Raw genomic sequence first — 14273 nt, 5'->3', positions numbered from 1 at the left:
CGATCTTTTTATACTTTAAGTGCTCAATCGTTTAGCGAATAATGCCACGTTCAGTGGTTTCAAGCATTTTCAACATTGGCGTAATTGATGCCCACTCTTGTGCCATCTCAGCCAAAATAGGTTTAACTTCTTCTAGTGTTTTGCCTGAGCGGTAAATCTCTTTGTAGACTTTCTGCAATGCACGCAGCTCTGGCTTTTCGAAGCCATTACGTTTTAAGCCAACAAGGTTTAAACCAAATGGTGACGCATGGTTACCTTGAGCCAGCACATAAGGCAGCACATCTTGTACCACAGCTGAACAACCGCCAATGTATGCGTATTCGCCAACCGTACAGAATGGGTGTATTGCTGAAAGCGCCATCACACCAGCGTAATCGCCAACCGTTACATGACCACCAAGAATCGCATTGTTACCAATGTGAGTGTGGTTACCAACAATTACGTCATGAGCAACGTGTGCATTAACACACAATAGGTTGTCATTACCAATTACTGTGGTTGCTTTGTCTTGTACCGTACCACGGTGAATTTGCACCGCTTCACGGATCACATTGCGATCACCAATCACGACAGTGGTATCTTCGCCACCATATTTCTTATCTTGGTTCTCTTCACCAATCACAGCATGAGGGAAGATACGGTTATCTTTACCAATTTTAGTGTGACCTTTAATCACAACATGCGACATGATTTCAGTGCCTTCACCAATTTCAACATTCGATGTGATGTAGGTAAATGGACCAACAGTAACGTTAGCACCAATCTTGGCACCTTCTTCAACCACCGCCGCTGGGTGGATTTGAGCGGTTTCATGAATCATAGACTAAAACTCTCTACGAGCACATTTCAGGTCTGCAGAACAAACCACCTCACCGTCGACTTTCGCTTTACAAGTAAATGCTGCAATGCCACGGCGTTCTTTAACAAATTCAACTTCGATAACCAATTGGTCACCAGGTGTCACTGGTTTACGGAACTTAGCATTATCGACGCTGGCAAAATAGTACAACTCATTACCTGATGGCGCGCCAAATGATTTGAATGCCAATAAGCCCGTGGCTTGCGCCATCGCTTCAAGAATTAGGACACCAGGAAATACAGGAAGTTGCGGGAAATGACCGGTAAATTGAGGTTCATTCACAGAGACGTTTTTAATTGCGGTGAGATAAGTCGCTTCTTGAAAATCAGTCACACGGTCAATTAATAAGAATGGGTAGCGATGAGGTAACAATTCCTGAATTTCAGTAATGTTCATCGTTTTCTTTTCAGTAGTCAAAGTCATATTCCTATTTTGAATGCTTAGTTCTTTTTCTGGCAGGCATTATACCCAAGTCAGCTCTCGATGCTATGTTCAAGAAGTATCTGAAAGGTATATAGACAAAAAAGACCCGCCCTCGCGAGTCTTCTTCGAATAAACGGAATTAAGATTCCGTTTTTTCATCAAGCTGTTTCTCAACAGCTTTTAAGCGTTTGTTCATCTCATCAATACGATGGACGCGAGTTGCAGTTTTACGCCACTCTTTGTTTGACTGCAACGGAATACCTGATGAGTACATACCTTTATCTTCGATGCTGCGCATAACCATACCCATACCGGTAATCGTTACGCCATCCGCAATTTCGATATGACCATTGATAACGCATGCGCCACCAATAATGCAGTACTTACCAATTCTGGTACTACCAGCCACCACGGTACCACCAGCCATCGCTGTGCCATAACCAATTTCTACGTTGTGAGCAATTTGGATCTGGTTATCAATAATGACATTGTCTGCAATAACCGTATCATCTAGAGCACCACGGTCAATTGTCGTACCTGAACCGATTTCTACACGGTTACCAATGCGAACTGAGCCGAGCTGTGGAATTTTAATCCACTCGCCTTTCTCATTAGCGTAACCAAATCCATCACTACCAATGACTGTATTTGATTGCACCAAACATGAGTGACCAATTTCAACATTGTGGTAAATGCTGACATTTGCCCATAGTTGAGTATTGCTGCCAATTTTAGCCGATTGACCAATAAAACAACCCGCGCCGATAATAACATTATCACCGAGCTCAACACCCTCTTCAATAACTGCATTCGCACCAATCGAAACGTTTGCTCCGATCGTCGCTGTTTCTGCGATCACCGCAGAAGGTGCAATACCACTTGCCGCTTTCGGCGTCGTGTCCAGAGCCTGTGCTACTTTCGCAAATGCCACATACGGGTCATTCACGACCAGAGCATTTCCCTGACATTGCTCAAGTTGCGCAGCTTTCACCATAACGACCGTTGCTTGGCAGTCGGCTAGATGCTTAGCATATTTAGGGTTAGACAAAAAAGTTACATGACCTTTTTGTGCTTTATCCATTGGTGCGACCATGGTGACGATTGCATTGGCGTCACCATGTAGTTCGCCTTCAGTAATTGTTGCCAATTCGGCTAAAGTTAGTGTCTTCATAGAGTATTATTTTAGTGCTTTGATTACGTCTTCCGAGATATTGTACTCTGTTTTTGAGTATTGCAGTGCAGTGATATCAATAATCATATCGTAACCTTGCTTCTCTGCGACTTCTTTTACCGCTTTTTGAATAACTTGGAAAAGTTTTGCTTTCTCTTGCGCTTCACGGCGTGCTGACGCTTGCTCTAAAGCTTGACCTTTGATTTTGTACTTGCTATCCAGCTGACCAATTTCAATGCGAAGCTTTTCAACTTCTTCTTGACCAAGTAGCTCGCCGTCACGCTTTAGCTTTTCAATCTTAATTTTGGCTTCAGCTTGAATTGCTTTTAGCTCATCCGCTTTGTCTTTAAATTCTTTTTGCATTTGCTGCAATACAGCTTCACGCTGTGGAAGCTCTTGAAATACTTGAGCAGTATTGATGTAACCGATTTTCTGTGCGGCTTCTGCTGCATTAGCAAAAAGAGAAGATGTCATTACCAAAAGGCCAAGACCAGCCGCTTTAATTGTTTTATTCACTTTATATTCCTTAAATTAGAAGGTTTTGCCGATGGTGAACGAGAAGAATTCTTCGTCATCACCTTCATAAATTTCAATCGGTTTAGCAACCGCAAAGACCAATGGACCCATTGGTGACATCCATTGAAGAGCGACACCATAAGAAGCACGATAATTCATTGGATCTGAAAAATCATCATAATACTTATCTGTCACACTAGAGTCATAAACAAACTCGGTATCCCATACACTTGCCGCATCGACAAATGCGCTAGTACGCACTTGGCTGCGTACTTCTTCCGAGGCAAATGGTGTAGGGAAGATAAGCTCTAAACTGGCTAACGCGACTGCGTTACCACCCACTGAGTCATCCGTTGCGGTTATACAACCGTTGTTACCACAACTACCTGAGGTGTTTTTTGATACCGCTCGAGGACCAACACTGTTTGCCGCAAAGCCACGCAAGCTCGAAAAACCACCCGCATAATAGTTTTCATAGAATGGGAATAAGTTGTCATTACCATCCGTTTTGCCATAACCATTACCATAACCTAAACGACCACGCATCAATAATGAGAAGTCATGCTTTTTCGTCAATGGTATATAGTTACGTATGTCGTACTGTAGCTTAAAGTACTTAGCATCAGAGCCTGGAACCGTCATCTTATATGACGCACGCTGGTAACTACCTGCGGTAGGGAAATAACCCTTGTTTAGATTGTTACGTGTCCAAGCTAGATTAATATCGAAGTCGTCAGTAACAATATCTTCGCCAGGATCGACACCAAGACTTTGCATAAATCGTTGAACATGCAGGTAAGAGTCTTCTGCATCGCCAATTTTGTTGTGCGTGTAACCTATACCAAATTCAAAGCGATTCAATTCATCAAACGGGAAACCCCAAGTTAAATTGGTACCGTAACTTTCATTAGTGTACTGAGAAATATTCGCTTCGGATGCTTCAAAGGTATTGAAGAAAATTTTACCGCCAAGACTGACACCATCAAGGTTCCAATATGGGTCGCGGTACTCTAATGTTAGGTTTTTCTGGTAGTCGTTCATCATCGCGTTGATACCAACACGGTTACCAGTGCCCGCAAAGTTATCTTGCTGCAAACCTACTTGGAAGCTGATCCCTGATTCCGTACCATAGCCAATACCAAAGTTGACACTACCTGAGTTCGCCTCTTTAACGCGGTAAACCAGATCCACTTGGTCATCACTGCCCGGTACTCGCACCGTTTGTACATCAACAGTTTCAAAGAAGCCTAAGCGACTTAAACGACCTTTACTGGTATCAATCGCTTTGGAGTTTAGCCAGCTGCCTTCCATTTGACGCATTTCACGACGCAATACTTCATCTTTGGTTGAGTTGTTACCCACAAAGCGAATATCGCGTACATAAACACGCTTGCCCGGCTCGACATTAATCACCAAGGAAACCTGTTTAGTCTCTTCATTGAACTCTGGAATGGTTCGTACTTGTGGGTAGGCATAGCCCGCTTCCCCTAAAACACGCTTCACCCCTTCTTCTAAAGAAGTCACCGCTGAACCTTTATAAACTTCACCAGGTTCAAAGGTTACCAAACTCTCAAACTCAGCTTCTTTGCCGATTAAATCACCACGGAATTTAACTTGGTCAACCGTATACTGCGCCCCTTCAGATATGTTTAAGGTAATGTATACACCCTTTTTATCCGGAGAGATCGCCACTTGCGTTGAAGTCACTTGGAACTTTAAGTAACCACGATCAAGGTAGTATGAACGAAGTGCTTCGATATCCCCCGCAAGAACTTGCTTCTGATATTTATCATCAGACAAGAAGTTCCACCAAGAAACATTGGCATTGAGGTTGAAGCGCGACATCAAATCATCATCAGAAAAGACTTCATTACCAATAAAGTTAATCTGTTGAATTTTCGCTGATACACCCTCGGTAAAAACAAATTTTAAGTCAGTACGATTACGCGGCAATGGGGTAATAACAGCTTGTACAGTTGCGTTATATTTACCAACGCTGTAATAAAAATCTTCCAACCCTTTTTCGATATTAGATAAGGTAGTACGATCCAACGCCTCACCAACTCGAATACCAGATGCATCCAAGTTTTGTTGCAACTGCTCATCTTTAATCGCGCTGTTGCCAGAGAATGAGATTGTCGAAATGGTAGGTCGTTCTGTCACTTGAATAACCAGAACATCGTTGTCGCGCGAAACTTTGATATCTTCAAAGTTACCAGTCGAATAGAGTGCACGAATGATCTCGGCAACATCTTGATTGCTGACCGTATCACCAATACGAATTGGCATTTTTAGTAGTGCTGCACCAAGCGCAACACGCTGCAAGCCTTCAATTTGAATATCTTGCACTACAAAGTTTTCGGCACCGTGAGCTGAGACGCTAGTCGCCAAAATGGTTGCCAACAGAATTTTTTTCATCGCCATATTTGTTTTAGTTATTCCTTACTACAACTTTAAATCACGTTATAAACGCGCAAAGTCGTTAAAAATCGCCACGGCCATAAGGGCAAATAATATTGCACCACCGAATCGGTAACCCATTTCCTGTACCTTTTCTGGTACTGGTCGACGGATGATTGCTTCGACAGCAAAAAACAGTAGATGTCCACCGTCTAGCATTGGTAGTGGAACTAAATTGATAATGCCTAAGTTCACACTGATCAACGCTAAGAAACCTAAGAAGTACACTAAGCCATAATCAGCTGTTGTACCTGCACCTTTGGCAATGGTTATTGGTCCACTTAAATTGTTCAAACCGACATCACCAACAATAAGCTTTTTCAGCATAGTGATTGTCAACTCGATGACTTGCCCTGTTTTGTCGACCGCTTTACTAATAGACTCAAATACACCAAATTTCAGGTCGAATCGATAGTTTTCCGGCCATTCTGCGACTTCAGGTGCGATTCCGGCAAAGCCTATCATCGTGCCATCGCTTAATTCTTTACTTTGGGGAATCAGCGTGACAGTAACCATCGCCCCATTTCGCAACACCTCAACCTCAAGCGAACGATTTGGGTGGCTACGTACTAACTCAACCAACTGTTGCCATTTGTGAATCGGTTGTCCATTAATCGCGGTTAATTTATCCCCCGCTAACAGCCCAGCAGCCTCACCCGCACTACCTTGAGAAATGGTTTGTAATGTCAGCGAAATTTCAGGGGTATAGGGTCTAAAACCTAACGCAGACATTGCTGATTGTTTTTCTGGGTCAAATTGCCAATTAGTGAGATCTAAACGAACTTGGCGTTCACTTCCGATACTATCAAACGGCACGACCGACATGGTTAAACTCTCGTCACCAATGTGTGAAACCAATCTCATGTTGACTGATTCCCAGTCCGCGGTTTTGACGCCTGAAATCGCTTTTAGTTCCATACCAGATTCTAATCCGGCTTGTGCAGCAATCGAATGCGGGGTGATTTCCCCAACGACAGGCTTCACCGCGGGTACGCCAATTAAAAAAACCAGCCAATAAGCGAAGATCGCAAACAAGAAGTTAAATGCAGGTCCTGCGGCGACAATTGATGTGCGTTGCCAAAGCGGCTTTCGATCAAAAGCATGTTGCAACATTTCTTGTGGGACGTCATCTACACGCCCATCCAGCATTTTTACATAACCACCAAGCGGGATAACGGAAATAGTGTACTCGGTACCATCTTTGCCGACTTTACGCCAGATAGACTTACCAAACCCGATCGAAAAGCGCTCGACTTTCACACCACAGCGACGTGCTACCCAGAAATGTCCAAACTCATGTACCGCAACCAAAATACCTAGGGCAATGATAAATGAGATAAGATTCCACAGTATTCCACTCATACTCTACGTCCACTGATAAAGTTCATTGCTAGAGAGCGAGCCATTCTATCGACCTCTAAAATGCTGTCCAAACTATCACACTTTAGCTGGGTATTCATCGAACAAATCCGTTCGGTCACCCAATTATTGACACGTGCAATATGTGTGAATGAAATCTCACGATTTAAAAACGCTTCAACCGCCACTTCGTTCGCAGCATTCAACGCAGTTGTGGCATGTTGACCGATATAACACGCATCAATCGCCAATTTTAAACAAGGATAACGTTGGAAATCAGGCTGTAGGAATGTCAACTCACCCACTTGAGTAAAATCAAGCGGCTTAACACCAGCGCTAACACGATCAGGGTAAGAGAGCGTCAGTGCGATAGGGGTCGCCATATCTGGCTCACCAAGCTGCGCTAACGTTGAACCATCTTTATATTGCACCATGGAATGAATGACAGATTGAGGATGAATGAGTACCTTCATCTGCTCACGACTGGCGTTGAATAACCAGCGAGCCTCAATATACTCAAGTCCTTTATTCATCATGGTGGCTGAATCAACCGAGATCTTTGGTCCCATTGACCAGTTTGGATGAGCTATCGCTTGCTCAGGTGTGACATGATCTAAAACATCCAAATCGCAATAACGAAATGGACCGCCAGAGCCCGTCAAAAGAATATGTTCGATGCCATGTTGACTAAGATTACAGTGACCTAAATTGGTTTGAATTTCACTTGGTAAACATTGAAAAATGGCATTATGTTCACTATCAACGGGTAGTAACTCAGCGCCGCTTTCTTTGACAGCATCAACAAATAGCTGTCCTGACATCACCAAAGCTTCTTTATTGGCTAATAGAACGCGCTTACCTGCTTTCACGGCTGCCATGGTAGGCATAAGCCCAGCGGCGCCCACAATTGCCGCCATCACAGTATCAACATCATCAAGCGCTGCTACTTCGCACATGGCATCAACACCCGCCATGACCTGAGTTTTCGAACCATGAGATTTAAGCTGTTGCGCTAATTGAGCCGCTGCTTTTTCATCAGCCATAACGGCATAAACAGGTTGCCACTTAAGGCAAAGCTGGGTCATTTTCTCTGCATTCTGCCCGGCAGCTAAAGCAACAATACGGAACTGTTCTGGATTGTTTTCTATCACTTTTAGTGTGCTTGCTCCTATGGAGCCGGTTGCACCTAAAATAGTTAAATTACGCATAGCTAGAAACCGATAGTTAAGAGAGCGAGAACAATCTCGCTCTACTTAAGAGAATAAGAAATAAAGAAGAGCAAATACAGGAAACGCAGCGGTTAAACTGTCAATACGGTCAAGCACACCACCATGCCCAGGAATGATGTTACTGCTGTCTTTGATACCCGAGACACGCTTAAACATGCTCTCAACCAAGTCACCGAGTACCGAGATCACCACGGTTGCCAGAGTGATACCAATAAACGCACCAACACTTGCAAACTTAATATCAAACCATTGTGTGGTTGCCCAACCAACCAGTAGCGCAGTAATCAAACCACCAACAAGACCTTCAATGGTTTTATTCGGGCTTACATGGGGCGCCATTTTGCGCTTACCCATACTTTTACCTGCGAAGTATGCGCCGCTATCTGCCGCCCATACAATAAAACAAACATAGAGTACTAACTTTGAACCATGGTAAGGATCAAGCGTTACGCCTTCTGCGCGCAACATAATAATGCTCCACAAAAATGGTAGCATCGTTAGTATGCCGAACAGATGACGAAGTAAAGTGGAGTGTTGCCACAAAGCCGCCGATTTAGGATACGTGATAGCCAATCCACTGGAGAAAACCCACCAGATAAAACCGACCGTGAGTATCGCGTAATGAATAGTCGATAAATGATTGAGGCTATAAGCATCAAATGGGATTAGAGCAAAGCTAACACCGGTAACAATAATGCTGGGTAGTAAAGCAACTAGACGGGATTTAGCTTCAACGAACTGAGTCCATTCCCAGAAGCCAATCATGGTAACCAAAGCAATCAGCGCGATAAAAAGAGGTAGAGAAAGCTTAAAAATCGCTAGAATCACTAATGGTGCAAGGATAAGTGCGGTGATAATTCGTTGTTTCAAACTTGAGTCCTTATGGGCATTCCATTAGTGCTTTAACTTGTTCGCCAGTGCAACCAAAGCGACGTTCACGCTCGATAAACCAAGAAATAGCTTCAACTAAGCTATCTTCATTGAATTCTGGCCAATAAATTGGAGTAAAGTAAATCTCAGCATAGGCTAACTGCCAAAGCATAAAATTACTGATACGGCACTCACCACTGGTACGAATTAACAGATCAACTTCTGGCAAATCGGACATTGTCAGGTGCTGAGTGATCAAGCTTTCATCAATTTCATCAACTGAAAGCTCACCCTGCTGGACTTGCAATGCGATCTGTTTAGCGGCTTCGGTGATGTCCCATTTACCGCCATAGTTAGCTGCAATATTGATTACCATACCGCTATTGTCTGCCGTCAATGCTTCGGCTTGAGCGATTTTTTTCTGCAATCTTTCACTAAAACGTTTGGTATCACCAATCACCCTAAGGCGTAGGTCATTTTTATGCAGCTTCTTCACTTCTGTTGATAGCACAGTAATGAACAGCTCCATTAGCACTCCAACCTCTTCTTCAGGTCGGCGCCAATTTTCACTGCTAAACGCAAATAATGTAACAGCTTTGACACCCAAACGGGCAGCAGTAGAAATGGTTTTTCGAACCGCAGCAACACCGTTTTTATGCCCGAAGACTCTTGGTTTGCCTTGCGCTTTCGCCCAACGTCCATTGCCGTCCATGATGATGGCAATATGTTTAGGGAGCAGTTCAGGTGAGAGTTGTGAATTATGCATAGAGGTTTATGGATTACTAGCAGGGGACAAAGAGTAGCACAAAAAAACACTGCGCGGTGAGCACAGTGCTTTTTTTTGAAGAGGGTTGAAGAATTAAACTTCCATCAACTCTTTTTCTTTTGCAGCCAATACGTCGTCAACATTTTTAACGGCAACGTCAGTTAGCTTTTGGATTTCTTCTTGACCTTTACGATCTTCGTCTTCAGAAATCTCTTTATCTTTCAGTAGACCTTTTAGATCACTGTTTGCGTCACGACGAATATTACGTACGGCAACACGTGCACCTTCCGCTTCGCCACGAACGATCTTAACAAGATCCTTACGACGTTCTTCTGTTAGCGGTGGAAGTGGTACACGAATAATTGTACCTGCAGACATAGGGTTTAAGCCTAGGTCAGACTGTAGAATTGCTTTTTCAACTTTTTGAGTAAGCTCACGGTCGAATACAGTAATAGCCAGAGTACGAGCGTCTTCAGCAACTACGTTTGCAACTTGGTTAAGAGGCGTTGGCGCACCGTAATATTCTACAGACAAACCTGAAAGTAGGCTTGGGTGTGCACGACCCGTACGAACTTTAGAAAGGTTGCTCTTCAGTGCTTCAACACTTTTTTCCATGCGCTCTTGCGCGTCTTTTTTGATTTCGTTAATCACGGTTTCACCTTAATAATTCTTCTTTATCAAAGAAATTCTAACAGGGCTATTCGGTTAGTCGCCATTTTTCTAAACAGCGACTGCACAGATTAAGCTTTATCGGTAATTAGTGTACCTTCAGCTTCACCCATTACCACGCGACGTAGTGCACCTGGCTTGTTCATGTTAAATACGCGGATTGGCATTTTGTGGTCGCGAGCAAGTGTAAATGCTGCTAAATCCATCACTTTCAGTTCTTTATCAAGAATTTCTGCGTAGCTTAGCTCATCATACAGCTCCGCGTCTGGGTTTGCTACAGGGTCAGCAGTAAATACACCATCAACTTTTGTCGCTTTTAGAACAACATCAGCTTCAATCTCAATACCACGTAGACACGCAGCAGAGTCAGTCGTAAAGAATGGGTTACCTGTACCTGCAGAGAAGATCACAACACGACCTTGGCGAAGTTCACGAATCGCATCAGCCCAGTTGTAGTCATCACACACGCCTTTCAGTGGGATAGCCGACATAACACGAGCATTAACGTATGCACGGTGTAATGCATCGCGCATTGCCAAACCATTCATAACCGTCGCTAGCATACCCATGTGGTCACCAACAACACGGTTCATACCCGCTTCAGCCAGACCGGCACCGCGGAATAAGTTACCACCACCGATTACAACACCAACTTGAACACCTAGTTCTACCAGCTCTTTTACCTCTTGCGCCATACGGTCAAGAATTGCAGGATCAATACCAAAACCTTCAGAGCCTTGAAGAGCTTCGCCGCTCAGTTTTAACAGGATACGTTGATACGCTGGTTTAGGGTTCGTTGTCATGGATTTTACCTTCCAAAAAGAGAGTTATGAATTAACAGTCATGAATCGATACTAGAAATATAAGACCACTGAAATCGCATACTTACAGTCTAATACTTATTCATCACAATTAACGCTCAATCGCTGATCATAAAAAGACCGCAGCCTTGGCTACGGTCTAATAATTCGCAGGTCTCTAAGGATTAACCTTTTTGTACCGCTGCTACTTCATCAGCAAAGCTCATTTCTGCAGCTTTCTCAATGCCTTCACCAACTTCTAGACGTACGAAGTTAACAACTGAAGCACCTTTTTCTTTAAGCATTTCGCCTACAGTTTTCTTAGGCTCCATGATGAAAGCTTGACCAGTTAGAGAGATTTCGCCCGTGAATTTCTTCATACGGCCAACAACCATTTTCTCTGCGATCTCTTGAGGTTTGCCTTCGTTCATAGCGATTTCAACTTGAACTTCTTTCTCTTTAGCAACTACGTCAGCTGGTACGTCTTCTGGGTTAACAAACTCAGGACGAGAAGCTGCAACGTGCATAGCAACGTGCTTAAGAGTTTCTGCATCGCCTTCACCAGCAACAACAACACCGATTTTCTCACCGTGACGGTAAGAAGCGATTGCAGTACCTTCAACGTACTGTACGCGACGGATGTTGATGTTTTCGCCGATTTTAGCAACTAGTGCTACGCGAGCATCTTCAAATTTAGCTTGTAGCTCTTCAACAGATGCTTTAGAAGCTAGTGCTTCTGCCGCTACTTCTTGTGCGAATGCATTGAAGCTAGCATCTTTTGCTACGAAGTCAGTTTGGCAGTTCACTTCAAGAAGAGCAGCAACGCCGTTCTCTTCTTTAATGATGATTGCGCCTTCAGCAGCAACGTTACCAGCTTTCTTAGCTGCTTTCGCTGCGCCAGATTTACGCATGTTTTCAATTGCTAGTTCGATGTCAGCGTTTGCTTCTACAAGCGCTTTCTTACATTCCATCATGCCAGCGCCAGTGCGCTCGCGAAGTTCTTTAACTAGAGCAGCAGTTACAGTTGCCATTCTGTCTTCCTCGTTGATTCGAAATAAGGTAAAAAACAGGGGCCTACATTGTCGGCCCCTGTTGATAACTATAACTTAATCTATGCTACAAAAAGTTTGCATATAGACCAAGTATGACTCGGAGCCTGAATTATTCAGCTTCTACGAAACCGTCTTTTTCTGCAGCTACAGCAACGTCTTTGTTGCGACCTTCAGTTACAGCAGAAGCTGCAGCGTTTAGGTATAGTTGTACTGCGCGGATCGCGTCGTCGTTACCTGGGATGATGTAGTCTACGCCATCTGGGTTAGAGTTAGTATCTACCACAGCGTATACTGGGATACCTAGGTTGTTTGCTTCTTTAATCGCAATGTGTTCGTGATCAGCGTCGATTACGAATAGAGCGTCTGGTAGACCGCCCATGTTTTTGATACCACCAAGAGATTTCTCAAGCTTCTCCATTTCGCGAGTACGCATTAGAGCTTCTTTCTTAGTTAGTTTGTCAAAAGTACCGTCTTGAGCTTGCGCTTCAAGTTCTTTTAGACGCTTGATAGACTGACGAACAGTTTTGTAGTTTGTTAGCATACCGCCTAACCAGCGGTTGTTAACGTAGTACTGGTTGCTTGCGATTGCAGCTTCTTTAACAGCTTCAGATGCAGCGCGCTTAGTACCTACGAATAGAACTTTACCTTTCTTCTCGCCAACTTTAGCTAGTTCAGCTAGAGCTTCGTTGAACATTGGTACAGTTTGTTCTAGGTTGATGATATGAACGCGGTTACGAGCACCAAAGATGAATGGCTTCATTTTTGGGTTCCAGTAACGAGTTTGGTGACCGAAGTGAACACCAGCTTTAAGCATATCGCGCATTGATACAGTTGCCATTTTAAAATCCTCTATGGGGTTAGGCCTCCACATTTCCCATAACTCCGACCAGGCTTCTGCCCAGCACCCCGGAATATGTGTCGAAATGTGTGTGATTTAAAGAATAAAGTTATTTGGTCGTCATCTGCTTCGCCAACTCATAATGAAGTTGAAGACAACAGACGATGTTCCGGCGCGCTTTATATCACATTTCCACCTTATTTGGCTAGTAAAAATTCCCTGCGCAAAGTTTGAAGAGGCTTCTTCAACCGCTATTTGTCGATGGCTAAACGACACAAATACACATTCTCACATCTTCCTGTTAAAATACGCCAATTCGCACATTTATGTGCTGTTGAGGAAATAGAGAAAAGCCAATGTCAATCAAGATTAAAACGGCTGAAGAAGTCGAACGTATGCGTATCGCTGGTAGCTTAGCTGCCGAAATTCTAGAAATGATCGAACCTTTCATCAAAGAAGGGGTGGCAACAGATGAGCTAAACCAAATTTGTCACGATTATGCTCTAGAGAAAGGCGCGTACTCTGCACCACTCGATTACCATGGTTTTCCTAAGTCCATCTGTACCTCTATCAACCACATCGTTTGTCATGGCATCCCAGCCCTCCAAGATGAGCTTGGTAGTAATGGACAAATGAAACCTGCAGTATTGAAAAACGGTGACATCATCAACGTCGACATTACCGTCATTGTTCCTGATGATGAGAACGCAGATCTCGCCGTTCGCCCGAACGGTTACCATGGCGATACATCGAAGATGTTCCTTGTTGGCGAGGTAGCTCCAGCAGACAAACGCCTATGTATGGTGACTCAAGAAGCACTTTACGTTGGTATGCGTAAAGTAAAACCAGGTGCGACGGTTGGTGACATTGGTACGGCTATCGAAAAACACATTAAAGAGAACAATAAGAACAACCCTCGCAACAAGTTCTCTATTGTGAAAGATTTCTGTGGTCACGGTATTGGCAACGAGTTCCACGAGGAACCGCAAGTTGTGCATTACAAAAACAACGATCGCCGTGTACTGAAAGAAGGCATGTGCTTTACCATCGAACCGATGATCAATGCTGGTAAATTTGGCTGTACGGTAGACGCACAAGACGATTGGACGGTTTATACTGGCGACGGTAAAAAATCAGCACAATATGAACACACCATTCTAGTCACCAAAGAGGGTTGTGAAGTATTGACGCTTCGTAAAGATGAATCCATTCCTCGCCTGATGATTAACGCTTAAATTTACTATCCCCGCTCATGCGGGGA

The 14273-nt window shown here is 43.8% G+C and carries 14 protein-coding genes; 1 reads left to right on the top strand and 13 read right to left on the bottom strand.

Features of this window, described 5'->3' with window-relative positions:
- Positions 1-31: 31 nt before the first annotated feature.
- The 13 genes from lpxA to rpsB form a co-directional block, all read right to left on the bottom strand.
- The gene (gene lpxA / locus H2O73_RS13450) at positions 32-820 is read right to left on the bottom strand and encodes an acyl-ACP--UDP-N-acetylglucosamine O-acyltransferase (protein ID WP_182109382.1); all 789 of its coding nucleotides are present in this window, start codon (positions 818-820) and stop codon (positions 32-34) included.
- Positions 821-823: 3 nt separating this feature from the next.
- Complete coding sequence (gene fabZ / locus H2O73_RS13445; protein WP_182109381.1) at positions 824-1276, bottom strand: 3-hydroxyacyl-ACP dehydratase FabZ; 453 nt, start codon at positions 1274-1276, stop codon at positions 824-826.
- 145 nt (positions 1277-1421) lie between these two features.
- On the bottom strand, positions 1422-2453 hold the full coding sequence (gene lpxD, locus H2O73_RS13440; protein ID WP_182109380.1) for a UDP-3-O-(3-hydroxymyristoyl)glucosamine N-acyltransferase: 1032 nt from the start codon (positions 2451-2453) through the stop codon (positions 1422-1424).
- Positions 2454-2459: 6 nt separating this feature from the next.
- On the bottom strand, positions 2460-2969 hold the full coding sequence (locus H2O73_RS13435) for an OmpH family outer membrane protein (protein WP_182109379.1): 510 nt from the start codon (positions 2967-2969) through the stop codon (positions 2460-2462).
- A gap of 15 nt (positions 2970-2984) precedes the next feature.
- A complete protein-coding gene (gene bamA / locus H2O73_RS13430; protein WP_182109378.1) occupies positions 2985-5393 on the bottom strand; it encodes an outer membrane protein assembly factor BamA in 2409 nt (802 codons plus the stop codon).
- A gap of 39 nt (positions 5394-5432) precedes the next feature.
- On the bottom strand, positions 5433-6791 hold the full coding sequence (rseP, locus tag H2O73_RS13425) for a sigma E protease regulator RseP (protein ID WP_182109377.1): 1359 nt from the start codon (positions 6789-6791) through the stop codon (positions 5433-5435).
- A complete protein-coding gene (ispC, locus tag H2O73_RS13420; protein ID WP_182109376.1) occupies positions 6788-7996 on the bottom strand; it encodes a 1-deoxy-D-xylulose-5-phosphate reductoisomerase in 1209 nt (402 codons plus the stop codon). The genes rseP and ispC overlap by 4 nt, the downstream gene beginning before the upstream one ends.
- A gap of 45 nt (positions 7997-8041) precedes the next feature.
- A complete protein-coding gene (locus H2O73_RS13415) occupies positions 8042-8887 on the bottom strand; it encodes a phosphatidate cytidylyltransferase (protein ID WP_182109375.1) in 846 nt (281 codons plus the stop codon).
- A 10-nt stretch (positions 8888-8897) separates the two neighbouring features.
- Positions 8898-9653 carry a polyprenyl diphosphate synthase gene (gene uppS / locus H2O73_RS13410; protein ID WP_182109374.1) on the bottom strand — a complete coding sequence of 252 codons (756 nt, stop codon included), beginning with the start codon at positions 9651-9653 and terminating at the stop codon, positions 8898-8900.
- 93 nt (positions 9654-9746) lie between these two features.
- Positions 9747-10304, bottom strand: a complete 558-nt coding sequence (gene frr, locus H2O73_RS13405) for a ribosome recycling factor (protein WP_182109373.1) — start codon at positions 10302-10304, stop codon at positions 9747-9749.
- Positions 10305-10393: 89 nt separating this feature from the next.
- Complete coding sequence (gene pyrH, locus H2O73_RS13400; protein ID WP_182109372.1) at positions 10394-11125, bottom strand: UMP kinase; 732 nt, start codon at positions 11123-11125, stop codon at positions 10394-10396.
- A gap of 182 nt (positions 11126-11307) precedes the next feature.
- Entirely contained in the window at positions 11308-12153 is an 846-nt protein-coding gene (gene tsf / locus H2O73_RS13395; protein WP_182109371.1) for a translation elongation factor Ts, read from the bottom strand.
- 130 nt (positions 12154-12283) lie between these two features.
- Positions 12284-13012, bottom strand: a complete 729-nt coding sequence (gene rpsB / locus H2O73_RS13390) for a 30S ribosomal protein S2 (RefSeq protein ID WP_182109370.1) — start codon at positions 13010-13012, stop codon at positions 12284-12286.
- Positions 13013-13368: 356 nt separating this feature from the next.
- Here rpsB and map point away from each other — a divergent pair, with 356 nt between their 5' ends.
- The gene (map, locus tag H2O73_RS13385) at positions 13369-14247 is read left to right on the top strand and encodes a type I methionyl aminopeptidase (protein ID WP_182109369.1); all 879 of its coding nucleotides are present in this window, start codon (positions 13369-13371) and stop codon (positions 14245-14247) included.
- Positions 14248-14273: the final 26 nt, after the last annotated feature.

This window comes from Vibrio marinisediminis, assembly GCF_014050145.1.
Taxonomy (GTDB): domain Bacteria; phylum Pseudomonadota; class Gammaproteobacteria; order Enterobacterales; family Vibrionaceae; genus Vibrio; species Vibrio marinisediminis.
This window is presented reverse-complemented; position numbering and strand designations above follow the sequence as displayed.